Origin of the sequence: Nonomuraea sp. NPDC050733, assembly GCF_040654215.1 — a bacterium.
Classification (GTDB): domain Bacteria; phylum Actinomycetota; class Actinomycetes; order Streptosporangiales; family Streptosporangiaceae; genus Nonomuraea.
Map to the genome: position 1 here is coordinate 36,953 of NZ_JBFAHO010000040.1, position 15,030 is coordinate 51,982.

The 15,030-nt window shown below is 72.4% G+C and carries 15 protein-coding genes; 7 read left to right on the plus strand and 8 right to left on the minus strand.

The window, feature by feature from the left end; all coding sequences use genetic code 11:
- Positions 1 to 95: 95 nt before the first annotated feature.
- Positions 96 to 1,280, minus strand: a complete 1,185-nt coding sequence (locus AB0H64_RS37165; RefSeq protein WP_357634334.1) for an MFS transporter — start codon at positions 1,278 to 1,280, stop codon at positions 96 to 98.
- 129 nt (positions 1,281 to 1,409) lie between these two features.
- Between AB0H64_RS37165 and AB0H64_RS37170 the strand changes: the two genes are divergently transcribed.
- From AB0H64_RS37170 to AB0H64_RS37180, 3 genes are all read left to right on the plus strand, one after another.
- On the plus strand, positions 1,410 to 1,763 hold the full coding sequence (locus AB0H64_RS37170; RefSeq protein ID WP_357634336.1) for a helix-turn-helix transcriptional regulator: 354 nt from the start codon (positions 1,410 to 1,412) through the stop codon (positions 1,761 to 1,763).
- A 102-nt stretch (positions 1,764 to 1,865) separates the two neighbouring features.
- Positions 1,866 to 2,612, plus strand: a complete 747-nt coding sequence (locus AB0H64_RS37175; RefSeq protein WP_357634338.1) for an ankyrin repeat domain-containing protein — start codon at positions 1,866 to 1,868, stop codon at positions 2,610 to 2,612.
- Between the two features lie 236 nt (positions 2,613 to 2,848).
- Positions 2,849 to 3,355: a DinB family protein gene (locus AB0H64_RS37180; protein ID WP_357634340.1), complete on the plus strand. Its 507-nt coding sequence runs from the start codon at positions 2,849 to 2,851 to the stop codon at positions 3,353 to 3,355.
- Between the two features lie 133 nt (positions 3,356 to 3,488).
- Here AB0H64_RS37180 and AB0H64_RS37185 read toward each other — a convergent pair whose 3' ends face one another.
- The gene (locus AB0H64_RS37185; RefSeq protein ID WP_357634343.1) at positions 3,489 to 4,724 is read right to left on the minus strand and encodes an acyltransferase; all 1,236 of its coding nucleotides are present in this window, start codon (positions 4,722 to 4,724) and stop codon (positions 3,489 to 3,491) included.
- 139 nt (positions 4,725 to 4,863) lie between these two features.
- On the opposite strand from AB0H64_RS37185, the gene AB0H64_RS37190 reads away from it, so the two are divergent.
- The gene (locus AB0H64_RS37190) at positions 4,864 to 5,523 is read left to right on the plus strand and encodes an alpha/beta hydrolase (RefSeq protein ID WP_357634346.1); all 660 of its coding nucleotides are present in this window, start codon (positions 4,864 to 4,866) and stop codon (positions 5,521 to 5,523) included.
- Here AB0H64_RS37190 and AB0H64_RS37195 read toward each other — a convergent pair.
- The gene (locus AB0H64_RS37195; RefSeq protein WP_357634349.1) at positions 5,520 to 6,047 is read right to left on the minus strand and encodes a cysteine dioxygenase family protein; all 528 of its coding nucleotides are present in this window, start codon (positions 6,045 to 6,047) and stop codon (positions 5,520 to 5,522) included. The two genes, AB0H64_RS37190 and AB0H64_RS37195, sit on opposite strands and share 4 nt — an antisense overlap.
- A 110-nt stretch (positions 6,048 to 6,157) precedes the next feature.
- Between AB0H64_RS37195 and AB0H64_RS37200 the strand changes: the two genes are divergently transcribed.
- Positions 6,158 to 7,018: a LysR family transcriptional regulator gene (locus AB0H64_RS37200; RefSeq protein ID WP_357634352.1), complete on the plus strand. Its 861-nt coding sequence runs from the start codon at positions 6,158 to 6,160 to the stop codon at positions 7,016 to 7,018.
- A gap of 43 nt (positions 7,019 to 7,061) precedes the next feature.
- Positions 7,062 to 7,697, plus strand: coding sequence for a LysE family translocator (locus tag AB0H64_RS37205; protein WP_357634355.1), 636 nt, complete (start codon positions 7,062 to 7,064; stop codon positions 7,695 to 7,697).
- A 21-nt stretch (positions 7,698 to 7,718) separates the two neighbouring features.
- On the opposite strand, the gene AB0H64_RS37210 is transcribed toward AB0H64_RS37205, so the two are convergent.
- Genes AB0H64_RS37210 through AB0H64_RS37230 form a run of 5 tightly spaced genes read right to left on the minus strand, consistent with a single transcriptional unit; the run spans position 7,719 to position 13,978 of the window.
- Positions 7,719 to 9,308 (minus strand): acyl-CoA synthetase, encoded by a 1,590-nt coding sequence (locus AB0H64_RS37210; protein ID WP_357634358.1) that lies wholly within the window; start codon positions 9,306 to 9,308, stop codon positions 7,719 to 7,721.
- On the minus strand, positions 9,308 to 10,459 hold the full coding sequence (locus AB0H64_RS37215; protein ID WP_357634414.1) for a thiolase domain-containing protein: 1,152 nt from the start codon (positions 10,457 to 10,459) through the stop codon (positions 9,308 to 9,310). The genes AB0H64_RS37210 and AB0H64_RS37215 overlap by 1 nt, the downstream gene beginning before the upstream one ends.
- Positions 10,460 to 10,461: 2 nt before the next feature.
- Positions 10,462 to 11,481, minus strand: a complete 1,020-nt coding sequence (locus tag AB0H64_RS37220) for a lipid-transfer protein (protein WP_357634361.1) — start codon at positions 11,479 to 11,481, stop codon at positions 10,462 to 10,464.
- Positions 11,478 to 12,380: an OB-fold domain-containing protein gene (locus tag AB0H64_RS37225; RefSeq protein WP_357634364.1), complete on the minus strand. Its 903-nt coding sequence runs from the start codon at positions 12,378 to 12,380 to the stop codon at positions 11,478 to 11,480. The genes AB0H64_RS37220 and AB0H64_RS37225 overlap by 4 nt, the downstream gene beginning before the upstream one ends.
- Positions 12,381 to 12,424: 44 nt before the next feature.
- Entirely contained in the window at positions 12,425 to 13,978 is a 1,554-nt protein-coding gene (locus AB0H64_RS37230; protein ID WP_357634367.1) for an acyl-CoA synthetase, read from the minus strand.
- 242 nt (positions 13,979 to 14,220) lie between these two features.
- On the opposite strand from AB0H64_RS37230, the gene AB0H64_RS37235 reads away from it, so the two are divergent.
- Complete coding sequence (locus AB0H64_RS37235; RefSeq protein ID WP_310715666.1) at positions 14,221 to 15,030, plus strand: crotonase/enoyl-CoA hydratase family protein; 810 nt, start codon at positions 14,221 to 14,223, stop codon at positions 15,028 to 15,030.

The following is a 15,030-nucleotide window of genomic DNA, read 5'->3' on the forward strand; positions in this document are numbered from 1 at the left end:
CACACACCCTATGTGATCAGGCATTTCGCACCAGATCCGGCCTCTGGCTCCTCGGGTGGGACGCCTCGGAAAGCCGGGACGGGCCCGAGCAGGTGTCAGGACCTGGCCTGCTCCGGGGTGGACGCGGTCGGCGGAGGCACCGCGACCGCACGGCGGCGTGCGGTGGCCAGGTGGAAGAGCAGGGTCAGGGCCGTGACACCGGCGGCCGCCGGCCCCAGCGTGGCGGGCGCGACCGCGAACCACTCCTGCGCCAGCCCGCCGAGGCCGCCGCCGAGGGCGACCCCGATCTGGATGGCCGAGGAGTTGAGGCCGAGCAGAACGGGGGCGGCGGCCGGGCTGAGGGCGATGAGCCGGTGCTGCTGCGGTACGACGACGAGGCCAACGGTCGCGCCCCAGATCACCGCCCATACCAGGGTGGGCGCGGGCGCGGCCGTCACCACCGGAGTGAGAGCCAGGGCGACGGCGGCGATGACGAGGGCCCCGGTCACCACGTGCGCGGGGCTGTGCCGGTCGACCAGCCGTCCCGCGGCGATGTTTCCGGCCAGGGTGCCGATCCCCCAGGCCAGCAGGATGACGGTGAGCACGGATTCCGAGCCGCCGGTCGCATCGCGCAGGGCCGGGGCGATGTAGGTGTAGAGGATGTAGACGCCGAGGAAGACCAGGGCGGTCACGGCCAGCAGCCCCACGACCTGGCCCTGCCTGAGCGGGCGCAGCCGGTCTCTCAGGGACGCGGCGGGGAGGGTCACCTTGGGCAGGCCGACGGCGATCCCCAGGGCCGCCACGAGACCGATTCCGGCGACGGCCCACAGGGTGACGTGCCAGTCCGTTCGGCCGATCAGGGTGCCGAGGGGAAGGCCCAACGCCGTCGCCAGCGTCATACCGCCCAGCACGAAGGCCAGCGCCCTGCCTCGGCGATCCGGGGGTGCGATGGCCGCGGCGGTGCTGGAGGCGGCGGAGGTGATGGTCCCGGCCCCGATCGCGGTGACGATGCGGGCGATCATCACCATCTCGTAGCCGGTGCCCAGGGCGGTGATGGCGTTGCCGAGCACGAAGACGCTCAATGCGACGAGCAGGGCGGAGCGCCTGTCGAGTCCGCTGGTGAGCGCGCCCATGGTGGGCGCCGACAGAGCGACCACCAGCGCGAACACCGTCACCAGCTGCCCGGCGGTGGGGATGGAGACGCGCAGGTCGGTGGCGATGGCGGGGAGCAGGCCCGCGATGACGTAGCCGTCGGTGCCGACGGCGAAGGTCGCCAGAGCCAGCGGAAGAAGTCGTTTCAACACCACGTGGTGCCGCCTTTCCCGAAGAGCCGCGGAGGGAGATGGGCGGGAGCCTAAGCGATATATGGATGCTTGTCCATGTATCAATATGTCGGTAGTGTGCGGGCATGCGGAACGCGGGGAGTGGCCATGCGTGAGGTGTCACAGCCGGCGACCGACGCCATCCGGCTGGTCGAAGTGCTGCGCGCGCTGGCCGATCCGGTGCGGCTGGAGATCGTCCAGCGCCTCGACCGGACCGGTGAGGAGAACTGCAACGCGATCGGCGGCGAGATCGACGTGCATCAGACGACGCTGTCGCATCACTACCGGGTGCTGCGCGAGGCCGGGGTGACGTGGACGACCGTGCAGGGCCGATCCCGGCTGGTACGGCTGCGCCGGGACGACCTCGACGCGCTGTTCCCCGGTCTGCTCGACTCCGTGCTGATCGGCCAACGCCGAGCACGCACACCTGCGACCACCGGCGGCGACGCCGGGACGCCGTAGGAGACGGGGATCGCCGCAGCCCCGTGATCGTCCGACCGGCCGGCCCCGAAGCGGCGTAAAACGAGTGGATCACATGGACGGCCTCGTACGAGACTGGCGCGCATGAGCGACGAGGAAGGTCTGGTGACGGCGGCGGCGCTGGGCGAGCTCGACACGGTGCGCCGGCTGCTCCGGGGCGGCGCTCTTCCGGACGAGCCGGACGAGAACGGCGGCACCGCGCTCTACCGGGCCGCCGTTCAGGGCCACGCGGAGATCGTACGCGTGCTGCTGGAAGCCGGCGCCGACCCCGCCCGTGAGGGCGGGGGCGACGACGAAGGGCTGCCGTTGTGCGCCGCCGCGGCCTGGGGGCATCTCGACGTCGTCGAGGCCCTGCTCGACGCCGGGGCCGACCCCGACCGGCGGGAGGACGTCGAGCGGACCGGGATGACGGCGCTGCACTGGGCCGCCGCGAACGAGCGCCTCGCTGTCGTGCGCGCCCTGCTCGCCGGGGGCGCCACGCCTGATCTGGGCGACTCGGCCGGCCGCACCGCGCTGTCCCACGCCGCCGGACACGGCTCGACGGCCGTGGTCAGGGCGCTGCTCGACAACGGGGCGAGCCCCGCTCACCGCGACGGCCAGGGCCGGAGTCCGGCCGACCACGCCCGCCCGTACGCCGGGCGCGACATCGAGGCGGAGCTCCTGGCGCAGGTCGCGGCGGGACCGGGACGCCGCGTCACGGTCCACCACGAGCGGTCGGAGGACGGCGACGTACGGATCGTGGCCGAGGTACGCGACGAGGCGGGCGCCCTCCGCTCCGAACGCCGGCTCGGCACGGGCCACGCCGAGATCCTCCACCTGCTGGAGCCCTGAACGACCATGGGACCCGGCCGGAGCATCCGGTCCGCTGTCGACGAGTTCCAGGGCGACGGCGCGCAGAGCTCGCGCCTGGGTCGGCGTCAGGCGGTCGACCAGGCGGTGGAGGTCGTCGTACTCTTCGGCTGCCGCGGTCATGTCAGTGAGTTTCGTCGAGCAAGAGATCATTGGCAGGCTTGTCGCAGCGGATACCGGGATGCGCGGTGTGGACGGGGCGGGGTACGTTGCGGCGCATGGCAGACAACCGTGTTGACCCGCCGCTGGCCGCCGATGAGCGGGCCACGTTGAGCGGATTCCTCGACTGGCAGCGTGACACCCTGGCGCTCAAGTGCGACGGCCTGACCAGTGAGCAGTTGCGGCTGCCGGCCGTCGAGCCGTCCGGCATGTCGCTGCTCGGGCTGGTACGGCACCTGGCGCACGTGGAGCGGGCGTGGTTCCGGCACGTGCTCTGCGACGAGGACGTGCCGCTCCTGTGGGGCAAGGAGTCCAACCGGGAAGCCGACTTCGAGAACGTGGAGGACGCGTCCGCCGAGGAGGCGTTCGCCGTCTGGCGGGCCGAGGTCGAGCACGCGCGCGAGGTGTCGGCCGGGCTGCCCCTCGACGCCCTGGGCAAGCGGCTTCGCCACGGCGAGGGCTACTCCCATCGCTGGATCCTCGTGCACATGATCGAGGAGTACGCCCGCCACAACGGCCACGCCGACCTGCTGCGCGAGCGGATCGACGGCGCCACCGGGGAGTGACGACGGGCGATCAGCAGCGTGGGCGTGGGGCCCGCCTCCGGGACGGACCGTGGTCAGCCAGAACGTCTCCGCCCTCGCGAGGGCCGCGCACGCCTCCTCCCAGCGCGTGGCGGTGGCCGCGGGGCGGTGGCGGTCACCGGCGGTGAGGCTCGGCCCGGCGGGATTCGGCCTGGTGGATCAGGCGCCTGCCCAGCCGCTGCGCCGGCAGCTCCACCCATCGCCAGGTCAGCGCACACAGGCCGAGCAGCGCCGCGTACACCGCCACCAGCAGCGTCAGGCGCGCCGCGAGCGGCACGGCCGGCGGGTCCGGCAGAAAGAACTCCACGCTCTCCAGCAGCAGCGGGTGCAGCAGGTAGATCGAGTAGGACACCAGGCCCAGCCAGGTCAGCCATGACGGCATCGTGCGGTGGCGCAGTGCCGTCCCGGCGGCGAAGGTGAGCCAGGCCGCCGCGATCGCCACCTGCGTCCCGAGCTCGGCGCGCGCCAGCCACAGCCCCGCCGCCGGTATCAGCGCCACCCAGGCGATGTGCCGGTGGCCGAGCCGGCGTGTCTCGACGCGATACAGCGCGGTGCCGGCGAACATGGTCGCCAGGATGAACAGGCCCTGCCACGGCCCGGGGTAGCTCTGGTTGACCGCCAGCAGCAGGAGGATCGTGCCGGCGATGACCACCGCGCCCACCTGCCGCACCCGCCTGCCGCCGTACAGCGTCGCGGCCAGGCCGGCGGTCAGCACGGCGGTCACCACGACCACGACCGTGAGCATCCGGCCGGCCCCGCCGGCCGACAGGAGCGCCACCGGCAGCAGCCCCGCACCCAGCACCGCGGCCGCCGCGAACGCGAGCGCGGCCGCGGTGCTGCGCCGGTGTACGCCCAGGCTGAACATCGCCGTCAGCAGCAGGTAGAAGGCCATCTCGTAGGACAGCGTCCACAGCACGTTGACCACGTTCGGCACGTACATCAGGTTCTGCAGCATGCCGGCGTGCGCCAGGGCCAGCGCCACCGGCCGGCTGCCCCACCAGGTGTGCAAGCTGTCCCAGCCGACCGCCGCCAGCAGCATCATGCCGGCCACGCACACGGTGAACAGCGGCCACAGCCGGAAGAACCGCGAGATCCAGAAAGCCCGCACGCTCCCGCGGCGCTCCAGCGACGCCGGCACGATGTAGCCACTGACCAGGAAGAACACCAGCACGCCGTACCAGCCGGGATCGAAGACGGCCTTGATCGGCATCCGCGCCTCCGGCCACAGCGGTTCGAGCGCATGCTCGAGGACCACCACGATCGCGGCCAGCCCGCGCAGCGCGTCCAACCAGGCCAGCCGCCGGGTGTGCGGCGAAGCTGAGCCGGCGGCGGTGGGGGCGGCGGAAAGCATCCGGAGATCATAGTAAGAAACTTCTTTTACGGTTCTTCGATCACCCGGTTACCGATACCGCGGCTTGGATCGGGGGCGCCGCGATGAGTTTCCGGGCCGCGGCCGGTCCAAGAGGAGAAGCGTTCAGGAGGAGGGTGACATGGCGACGTTCGCGCTGATCCACGGTGGTGGCGGCAGCGCCCGCGACTGGCGGCTGGTCGTGCCGGAGCTGCGCCGCAGGGGGCACGAGGCGGTGGCGGTGGACCTGCCGGTCGAGGACGAGTCCGCGGGGCTTCGCGACTACGCCGACACGGTCGTGAAAGCGGTCGGCGGCCGCTCCGATCTGGTGGTGGTCGGCCACTCCTGGGGCGGGTTCGTCGCGCCCCTGGTCTGCGACCGGGTACGGGCCGAGCTGTTGGTGCTGGTGACGGCCATGATCCCGGCCCCGGGCGAGCGGCCGGCCGACTGGTGGCACAACACCGGCTGGCGGCAGGGCGGCTGGGAGGGCGTGGACCTCTTCCTGCAGGACGTGCGGCCCGATCTGGCGGCGGAGATGATGGCCGGCTCCAGGCGGCACTCGGGCACGGCGGACGCGGAGCCGTGGCCGCTGGACAGGTGGCCCGACGTGCCGACGCGGTTCCTGCTCTGCCGCGACGACCGGTTCTTCACCCCCGCGTTCATGCGGGAGGTCGTCCGGGCGCGGCTCGGCGTCACCCCCGACGAGCTCCCCGGCGGGCACTGCCCCATGCTGGCCCGCCCGGCTGAGCTGGCGGACCGGCTGGTGGGCTACCTGGCCTCGCCCCGGCGCAAGGCCGGCTAGCGGATCGGGAGGTCGTACGTGCGCCGAATGCTGCTGCCCAGCTTGCCGATGTCGGCGCCGTACACGTGCAGCGACACCCCCACCTCGCCGCTGGTGTTGCGCACGCGGTGGATGTCGCCGGGCGGCGCGAAGCCGCTGGCGTCGCCGGGAAGGTTGTCGGCGCGGCCGATCTCGACCAGGTGGTCGCCCATGTCGCGGTACAGCGTCTCGTGCTCGATGCCGCTGATCACACCGAACGCGCACCAGGAGACGTGGTCGTGGACGACGGTCTCGGCGTCGGGCTGCCAGACCACGGCGGTGATGGAGAAGTCCTCCTGGGCGTGCAGGACATGGGAGACGTAGCCGCCGGGCACGCCGGCGCGCTCCTCGGGCGTGAGGATGTCGGGGCCGGGCAGGCCGGCGCGCAGCAGTGCCGCGACTTCGTGGGCCGTGCCACGCAGGAGGAGCCCGCGCGCGGTGATCCGCCCGATGCCGGTGACCAGGTCGCTCAGGCCGGGCCGTTCGGTGATGGCCGTCATTTTCATGGTATCCCCCTAGGGAATGCATATAATCCGCCTTCCCCTTCCACGGTGCTACAGACAGACCGATAGGTCCAACAGAAGTCTTCTGTGTGACCCATAGATATGATTGATGGATGTTGGACGTCGTACGGCTGCGCGTGCTCGACGCGGTGGCCCGCAAGGGCTCCTTGACGGCGGCGGCCCGGGAGCTGCACTACTCGCAACCCTCGGTCAGCCACCACCTCGCGCGACTGGAGGCCGAGACGGGCGCCCGGCTGATCCAGCGCGCGGGCCGGGGCATCCGGCTGACCGAGGCGGGCCGGCTGCTCGCCGCACGGGCGGCCGACATCCTCGCCCGGATCGACGCCACGGCCGACGAGCTCGCGGCGCACGTCGGCCTCCGCTCCGGCCGGGTACGGCTGGCGGCGTTCCCGTCGGCGCTCGGCACGTTCGTCCCCGAGGCCGCGACGCGCCTGTCCCGCGACCATCCGGGGCTGGAGCTGCGCCTGACCGAGACCGAGCCGCCCGAGGCGCTCAGGATGCTGCGCGCCGGGCGCGTCGACGTGGCGGTGGTCTTCCGCTACGACGACACCGCGCCCGAGGAGGCCGAGGTCACCATGATCCACCTGCTCGACGACCCCAGCCTGCTGGTCGCCACCGGTGAGCCCGGCGACCTGGCCGCGTACGCGGACGCCGACTGGATCGCCGGCTGCGACCGGTGCCGCAGCCATCTGCTCGACATCTGCGCCACGTCGGGGTTCGAGCCGCGGCTGTCGTTCACCAGCGACGACATCGTGGCCGTCCAGGCGCTCGTCGCGGCGGGCATGGGCGTGACCGTGCTGCCGGGGCTGGCCCTGCGCGCGCACCGCCACCCGGACGTCTCCGTGGCCGAGATCCCCGGCTCGACCAGGCACGTCTACGCCGCCGTGTACGGCGAGCCGCCCCACCCGCCCGCCACCGAGGCCCTGCTGGGAGCCCTCCGCGCCAGCCTCTGAGCGGCGCCCGAAAAGCCGTTGACCGTCTTCCTACGATGGCCATATGCCCGATGTTGCGACGCTGGCCGTGTTCTGCACCGCCACCCTGGCCCTGCTCCTGGTGCCGGGTCCCGCGGTCCTGTTCATCGTCACGCGCAGCGTGTCCCAGGGCCGCACGGCCGGCCTGGTGTCGGTTCTCGGCGTGCACGCGGGCTCGCTGGTCCATGTGGCCGCCGCCGCGCTCGGCGTCAGCGCGCTGCTGGCGGCCTCCGCCACGGCGTTCACCGTGGTCAAGTACGCGGGCGTCGCCTACCTGGTCTGGCTCGGCCTGCGCAAGCTGCTGCACCGGGCCAAGGACGAGGAGCCCGGGGCAGGCGTCGCGGCCGAGCCGCACAGCCGGCGGCGCATGTTCTGGGAGGGGTTCGTGGTCAACGTGCTGAACCCCAAGACCGCGATCTTCTTCCTGGCGTTCCTGCCCCAGTTCATCGACCGCGACGCGGGGCCGGTCGGGCCGCAGATCCTCGTGCTGGGCGCGCTGTGGATCACGCTCGGTCTGCTCAGCGACGGCGCGTACGCGCTGCTGTCGTCGGGGCTGGCGGGCCGGATGAAGCGGTCCGCACGCGCCCGCCGGCGCCTCGACATCGGCACCGGCGTCGTCTACCTCGGCCTGGCCGCCGTCCTCACCGGGGAGAAGGCCTGACCGGGGGAAGGCCAGGAGCAGTCACGCCGAGGCGGCCGCCTCGGCGGTCTCCCGCGCCCACCGGTAGTCGGCCTTGCCCGCCGGTGAGCGCACCATCTCCGCCACGAACGCGTACGTCCGCGGCACCTTGAAGCCCGACAGCCGCTCCCGGCAGTGCGCGTCCAGCTCGGCGGCGGTGACCGTGACGCCGGGGCGCGGCTCGACCACGGCCGCCACCCTGCTCCCCCACCGCTCGTCCGGCACCCCGGTGACCACCGCGTCGAAGACCGCCGGATGTCCCTTGAGCACGGCCTCCACCTCCTCGGGGAACACCTTCTCCCCGCCGGTGTTGACGCACTGCGAGCCCCGGCCGAGCACGTTGACCGTGCCGTCGGGGTCCACCGTGGCGAGGTCGCCGGTCAGCAGCCACCGCGTCCCGGCGTCGTCCGTGACGAACGTGCGGGCCGTCTTGTCCGGGTCGTTGTAGTAGCCGAACGCGATCCGCCCCGCCTTGGCCACGGTGCCGAGCTGCCCCGAGCCGGGCTCCACCGGCCGCAGCCGCTCGTCGAGCACCGCGACGCCGGCGGAGGCGTTCGGCCGGAAGCGCAGCCCCTTCTCCGGGGTCGAGCCGGGCACGCCGGAGGCGGTGAAGCCGGACTCGGTCGAGCCGAAGTTGTCGAGGATCATCACGTTGGGCAGCAGCTCCTGGAGCCGGTCGCGGACCGAGCCGCTGAGGATGGCCGAGGTGGAGCTGATCAGGCCGAGCGACGACAGGTCGTAGCCGCCGCGGGCCAGCTCCTCGGCGAGCGGGCGGGCCATCGCGTCGCCGGTGATGTTCATCGTGAACACCCTCTCGCGCTCGACCGCCCGCCACACGGCCGCGGGGTCGAACCTGCGCACGTACACCAGCGTCGCGCCCATCCAGAAGCCGATGAACGTGGTCATCTGCGCGGCCCCGTGCATGAGCGGCGGCGTGGCCATCATGACCAGCGGCCCCGCCGCGGCGGCGGCCTCCACGACCTCCTGCGGCGTGGCGCGCGGCTCGCCGGACGGGTTGCCGCCGCCGAAGGCCATGAACATGTCCTCGACCCGCCACATGGTGCCCTTGGGCATGCCGGTCGTGCCGCCGGTGTAGATGATGTAGACGTCGTGCCCGGAGCGCGGCGCGAACCCGCGCCCCGCCTTGCCGCTCTCCAGCGCCATCCAGTACGGCACGGCGTCCGGGACGGCCGACCGGCCGCCCACGACGACGAGGTGGCGCAGCTTGGGCGCCTCCTTCACCACGGCACCGACCCGGGCGTCGAACTCCACGTCGTAGAGCAGGGCCCGGATGTCGGAGTCGCGGTAGAGGTAGAGCAGCTCCGACTCGACGTACCGGTAGTTGACGTTGACCGGCACGGCCCGGATCTTCAGCGCCGCCAGCAGCCCGGCGACGTACTCCACGCTGTTGTACAGGTGCAGCCCCACGTGCTGGCCGGGCTCGATGCCGCGCTCCAACAGGAAGTGCGCCAGCCTGTTGGCCTCGGCGTCCAGCTCGGCGTAGGTGCGGCGGTCGTCCCCGCAGACGACGGCCACCCGGTCCCCGACGACGTCGGCGACGCCCTCGAACAGGTCGGCGTGGTTGAACTCCATCAGGGCCGCTCCCGTCCGACGATCCACATCGCGAAGAACTGGGCCCCGCCGCCGTAGGCGTGGCCGAGCGCCAGCCGGGCGCCGTCCACCTGGTGCTCGCCGGCCATGCCGCGCACCTGGAGCGCGGCCTCGGCGAACCTGATCAGCCCGGACGCGCCGATCGGGTTGCTGGACAGCACGCCGCCGGAGGCGTTCCACGGGATGTCGCCGTCGAGGGCGGTGGCGCCGGACTCGGTGAGCTTCCAGCCCTCGCCCTCGGCGGCGAAGCCGAGGTTCTCCAGCCACATCGGCTCGTACCAGGAGAACGGCACGTACACCTCGGCCACGTCGATCTGCCGGCGCGGGTCGCTGACGCCGGCCTGCCGGTAGACGTCGGCGGCGCAGTCCTTGCCGCCCTGCGGGTTCACGGTGTCGCGGCCGGCCCGGAAGATCGGCTCGGAGCGCATCGCGGTGCCGTGGACCCAGGCGGGCGTGCCGGTGACGGCGGACTCCGAGGCCAGCACCATCGCGCAGGCGCCGTCGCTGGACGGGCACGTCTCCAGATAGCGGATCGGCTCCCAGAGCATGGGCGTCGACTCGACCATGGCCCGGTCGATGCCGGGGATCTTCAGGTGGGCGTACGGGTTCTTCAGCGCGTTGAGCCGGTCCTTGACCGCGACGAGCGTGCCGATGTGCTCCGGCGCGCCGGTCCTGCGCATGTACTCCCTGATGTGCGGGGCGAAGTAGCCGCCCGCGCCGACCACCAGCGACGCGTTGAACGGCAGGTGCGTCGACAGGGCCCAGGTGGCGTTGGACTCCGACTGCTTCTCGAAGGCCACCACCAGCACCCGGTCGTGGACGCCGCCCTGCACCAGGCTCGCGCCGACCAGCGCGGTGGAGCCGCCGACGCTGCCCGCGGTGTGGACGCGCATCATCGGCTTGCCGGCCGCGCCGAGCGCGTCTGCGAGGTACGCCTCGGGCATCATCACGCCCTCGAACAGGTCGGGCGCCTTGCCGATGACGACGGCGTCGATGTCCCTGAACGTCAGGCCGGCGTCCTCCAGCGCGCGTAGCGCCGCCTCACGCACCAGCCCGGCGATCGACACGTCCCGGCGCTTGGTCGTGTAGTAGGTCTGGCCGACGCCGATGACCGCACAGCGGTTACCGCCCATCTTCATGCCTCCAGGACCGTGACGAGGTTGTGCTGCAGGCAGGGGCCGCCGGCGGCGTGGCCGACCGTGCGCGACGCGGTGCCGTCGTGGATGCGCCCTGCCGCCTCGCCGATGCGGATGAGCCCGGCGGCCATGACGGGGTTTGCCGCCAGCGGGCCGCCGGACGGGTTGACCACCGTGTCGGCGGGCAGCTCCAGGGCCCGGCGCAGGATGATCTCCTCGTGGGCGAACTGGGTGTGCAGCTCGGCCACCTCGACGGGGCCCTTGCCGACCCCCGCGGCTCGTGCGGCGTCGGCCGCGGAGGCCGACCGGGTGAGGTCGCGCATGCCCAGGTAGTGAGGCTCGATGCGATGCGCGATGCCTCTGATGTAGGCGGGCCGGGAGCACAGGTCCGCGACGGCGTCGCCGGCCGCCAGCACCACCGCCGCCGCGCCGTCCGTGACGGGCGCGATGTCGCAGGCCCTCAGCGGCTCGACGGCCGTCTCGCCGGGGAGCTCCTCCGGCAGGTCCGGCGCGTACGGGTTGTCCCGTCCGGCGGCGCGGCTGCGCCGGACGATCGCGTCGAGCTCCGCCCGGTCCGCGTCGACGGCGGCGGCCTGGAGCGCGGCGAAGGACACCTGGTCGAGGCCGAGCGGCGCGAGGTAGTACGGGTCGAGCTGGAGCGTCATGATCGAGCGCAGGTCGCCGAGCGAGGACTTGCCGAAGCCGTACACCAGCGCGGTGTCGACGTCGCCGTGCTGGAGCCGCACCCACGCCTCGTACAGCGCCCAGGCGCCGTCCATCTCGACGTGGCTCTCGGAGATGGGCGGCCAGGCCCCGAGCGCGTCGAGCGCGGAGACGAACGAGAACGGCGCGCCCGCGAGGTAGTCGCAGCTCCCGGAGCAGGTGAAGCCGAACCTCCTGAGCCCGGTCCGCTCCTTGACCTCCTCGATGACCGGCAGGATGAGCTCGGGCTCCGACATGCCGGTGTCGTGCTCGGTGTGCCGGGTCTGAGCGAAGGCGACGATGGCCACGTCTCTCATGACAACTCCGCGTCTTCCTCGCCGGTGGGGGTGAACCACCGGACGTTCGCCATGGACAGCGTCCGCTCGCTCTCCGGGACCCATTCGGCGCGGACCCGCATGCCCTGGCGCACCTCGTGCGCGGGCACGCCGCCGACGAGCGCGATCATGGGGATGTCCGCGCCGTCGAGCAGGATGTACGCCGAGACGAACGGCACCTCGGGGGCCCGCGGGTCGGGCAGGTTGTTGATGGCGAACGTGGTGATGGTGCCGGTGTCGGGCAACTCGACCCGCTCCTCGATGCGGGTGCCGCACTCGGGGCAGGAGGCGCGGAACGGCACGTACACCTTCTCGCAGGTGGCGCACCGGCCGCCGAGGAAGACGCCGCGCCGGACGCCTTCGAGGAAGACCCGCAGCGCGCCACCGGCCTGGATGCGGTACTCGGGGCGGACCGGCGAGACGATCCGGGACACCTCCGGTGCGAAGTGGGAGATGTCGGTGATGTGGCCGGTGCGCTCCTGCCGCCAGACCGGCCACACGCGGGTGCCGGGGGACAGCGCCTTCGGGTTGCCGGCGTCCACGGCGTGGACGAGCGCGGTGTCGGCGCCGTCCAGCCTGATCAGCGCCCAGGCGAACGGCCGGTCGAGCGGGTGCTCGGGCCGGGGCTCCTGGATCCAGGCCGAGGCCGTCACCGTGCCGGCCGGGCCCACCTCGACGTACTCGTCCGCGACGGGGTCGCCGGTCGCCGGGTCGTACTCCAGGGGCGGCACCAGCACCCGGCCCTCGGCGGTCCTGACCCCGACGATCCGGCCGGCGCGCAGCTCCGTGAGGAAGCGCCCGATCACCGGCCCCGTGGTCCGTGTGTACCCGCCGGGGAACTCCAGCACATGCCGGGCGACCAGCGGCTCGCTCGTCTCCACACGCCCTCCGCTCTGTGTTGTCGGATCATGCTCGGATGGCGCCCTCAGATGGCGCGGTCGCGCCCCTCCCAGTACGGCGCGCGGAGCTTGCGCTTCAGCAGCTTGCCGTTGGGCTCGCGAGGCATCTCCTCGATGAAGTCGATCGACCTGGGCCACTTCATCCGGGCCAGCCGTCCCTCCAGCGAGCCGAGGATCTCGGCGGCCAGCTCCGGGCCTGGTACGGCTCCGGGCGCGGGCTCGATGACGGCCTTGATCTGCTCGCCCCACTCCTCGTCCGGGATGCCGAAGACGGCCACGTCGGCCACCTTGGGGTGGATCATCAGCTCGTTCTCGATCTCGGCCGGGTAGATGTTGGCCCCGCCGGAGATGATCAGGTCGGACTTGCGGTCGCACAGGTAGAGGTAGCCGTCGTCGTCCAGGTAGCCGACGTCGCCGACGGTGAAGTAGTCCTGGAGCCGGCTCTCCTCGGTCTTGGCCGGGTCGCCCTTGTACTCGAAGCGCGCGCCCATCATCTTCATGTAGATCGTGCCGGGGGTGCCGGTCGGTACGGGCTTGCCGTCGTCGTCCACGATGAGCAGCTCGCTGATGGGCCACGCCTTGCCGACGGTGCCCGGGTGCGACTTCCAGCCCTCGGGCGTGGCCAGGGTGCCGCCGCCCTCGGTGGCCGCGTAGTACTCGTAGATGCAGTCGCCCCACCACGCGAACATGTCCTGCTTCACCGGGACCGGGCAGGGGGCGGCGGCGTGGATCATCCACTTCAGGGAGGACAGGTCGTAGCGGCGCCGGGTCTCCTCGGGCAGCGCGAGCATCCGCTTGAAGTGGGTCGGGACCATGTGGGAGTTGGTGATCCGGTGGCGCTCGCAGAGCCGCAGCGTCTCCTCGGCGTCCCACTTGTCCATGTAGACGAGGGTGTGGCCCATGTGCAGGGCCGTGCCGCCGAACTGGGTGACGGCCGTGTGGTAGTTCGGTGAGGTGACCAGGTGCGCGTTCGGCCGGCCCGCCGTGATGCCGAACAGGCCGAGCAGGAACGTCATCATCTCGGCGGCGTCGTCGGGGTCGAGCCCGGTGAGCGGCCGCCGCACGCCCTTCGGCTTGCCGGTGGTGCCGGAGGTGTAGTGCATGGTGAGCCCGGCCGTGCGGTCGGCGGGCAGGGTGTCCGGCTGTCCCCCGATCAGGTCCGTCAACGGCCGGAAGCCGGGGACGGTCTCCCCTTCGGGCAGGGCGAAGCGCCGCTCGGGGGCGATGGCCTCGGCGCCTCGGACGCCCTCGGTGGCGTAGCGGGTGTGCACGAAGAACGCCTTGGCCTCGCTGTCGGCGACGATGTAGGCGATCTCGGGGCCGGTCAGGTGCCAGTTGACGGGCGTGTAGTACCAGCCGGCCTGGAGCGCCGCCAGGTAGAGGACGAGCCCGTCGGCGCCGTTGGGCACCAGGCCGCAGATGCCGTCGCCGGGCCGCAGTCCCAGCTCGCGCAGGCCGTGGACGAGGCGGTTGGCGCGGGCGAGCAGGTCGCCCGCGCGGTGCTCCGTGCCGTCGGGGTCGACGGCTGCGATCCAGCCGGGATCCGCCTGCGCCAGCCTCCAGAATCCGAGCGTGCCCATGGGTACTCCTCGTCAGTGGTCGAGGCGCCGGGTGCCCGGAGGATCGCCACAGGACTCCGGCCTGCCAGGCGGAAACGAGAACTTGTTCTCGTTTGCCAGGGCAGCGTAACCCGGCCGGAGAGAGCAGAGCAAGCGCTTGATCGTAGGACGACGGCGGCAGACGGAGGTCGTCGTCGGACGGGCCGCGCCGGGGTAGGATCACTGCCTACCAAGCGCTTGATACAAGCACCCTGGAGGCGTCCGTGGAGCTCCTGCCGATCAGCACCCCGCACTGCCGTGTCGAACGCGACGGCCACGTCGTGGTCGTCACCATGAACCGCCCCGAGGCCCGCAACGCGCTCTCCTCGGACATGCTGGTCGGCCTCGCCTCCGCGTGGGCGTACGTGTCGGAGGAGACGGGGGTCCGCGTCGCGGTCCTGACCGGCGCCGAGGGCACGTTCTGCGCGGGCGCGGACCTCAAGGCGATGGGCACGCCGTCCACGGACCCCGACGTGCAGGCGCGGGCCGCGCGCATCCCCAACTTCCACTGGAAGGGCCTCCTGCGCGAGGAGCTGCCGACCAAGCCGATCGTCTGCGCCGTCGAGGGGTACGCGGTGGCCGGCGGGACCGAGCTGCTGGTCGGCACGGACCTGCGGATCGTCGCCGAGTCGGCCACGCTGGGGCTGTTCGAGGCCAAGCGGGCGCTGTTCCCCATGGGCGGCAGCGCGGTGCGGCTGCCGCGCCAGATCCCGTACTGCCACGCCATGGACCTGCTGCTCACGGGGCGGGCGGTGACGGCCGCCGAGGCGCTGTCGATGGGCCTGGTCAACCGGGTGGTCCCGGACGGGCGGGCGCTGGAGACGGCCCTGGAGGTCGCGGCCGACGTCGCCGCCTCCGGTCCGCTGGCCGTCCAGGCCATCCTGCGCACGTACCGGGACACGCTCGGCATGCCGGAGGCGGAGGCGCTGAAGGTGTCGGACGACCTGGGCTGGCCGGTGATCGGCTCCGCCGACGCACGCGAGGGCACCCGAGCCTTCAAGGAGAAGCGCCCGGCCACCTACGAGGGCCGGTGA

What these genes read in the sequence shown, in the direction of transcription:
- AB0H64_RS37170 (WP_357634336.1), top strand. Translation starts at nt 1,410, where the DNA reads ATGCGTGAGGTGTCACAGCCGGCGACCGACGCCATCCGGCTGGTCGAA.
- AB0H64_RS37175 (WP_357634338.1), top strand. Translation starts at nt 1,866, where the DNA reads ATGAGCGACGAGGAAGGTCTGGTGACGGCGGCGGCGCTGGGCGAGCTC.
- AB0H64_RS37180 (WP_357634340.1), top strand. Translation starts at nt 2,849, where the DNA reads ATGGCAGACAACCGTGTTGACCCGCCGCTGGCCGCCGATGAGCGGGCC.
- AB0H64_RS37185 (WP_357634343.1), bottom strand. Translation starts at nt 4,724, where the DNA reads ATGCTTTCCGCCGCCCCCACCGCCGCCGGCTCAGCTTCGCCGCACACC.
- AB0H64_RS37190 (WP_357634346.1), top strand. Translation starts at nt 4,864, where the DNA reads ATGGCGACGTTCGCGCTGATCCACGGTGGTGGCGGCAGCGCCCGCGAC.
- AB0H64_RS37195 (WP_357634349.1), bottom strand. Translation starts at nt 6,047, where the DNA reads ATGAAAATGACGGCCATCACCGAACGGCCCGGCCTGAGCGACCTGGTC.
- AB0H64_RS37200 (WP_357634352.1), top strand. Translation starts at nt 6,158, where the DNA reads ATGTTGGACGTCGTACGGCTGCGCGTGCTCGACGCGGTGGCCCGCAAG.
- AB0H64_RS37205 (WP_357634355.1), top strand. Translation starts at nt 7,062, where the DNA reads ATGCCCGATGTTGCGACGCTGGCCGTGTTCTGCACCGCCACCCTGGCC.
- AB0H64_RS37210 (WP_357634358.1), bottom strand. Translation starts at nt 9,308, where the DNA reads ATGGAGTTCAACCACGCCGACCTGTTCGAGGGCGTCGCCGACGTCGTC.
- AB0H64_RS37215 (WP_357634414.1), bottom strand. Translation starts at nt 10,459, where the DNA reads ATGGGCGGTAACCGCTGTGCGGTCATCGGCGTCGGCCAGACCTACTAC.
- AB0H64_RS37220 (WP_357634361.1), bottom strand. Translation starts at nt 11,481, where the DNA reads ATGAGAGACGTGGCCATCGTCGCCTTCGCTCAGACCCGGCACACCGAG.
- AB0H64_RS37230 (WP_357634367.1), bottom strand. Translation starts at nt 13,978, where the DNA reads ATGGGCACGCTCGGATTCTGGAGGCTGGCGCAGGCGGATCCCGGCTGG.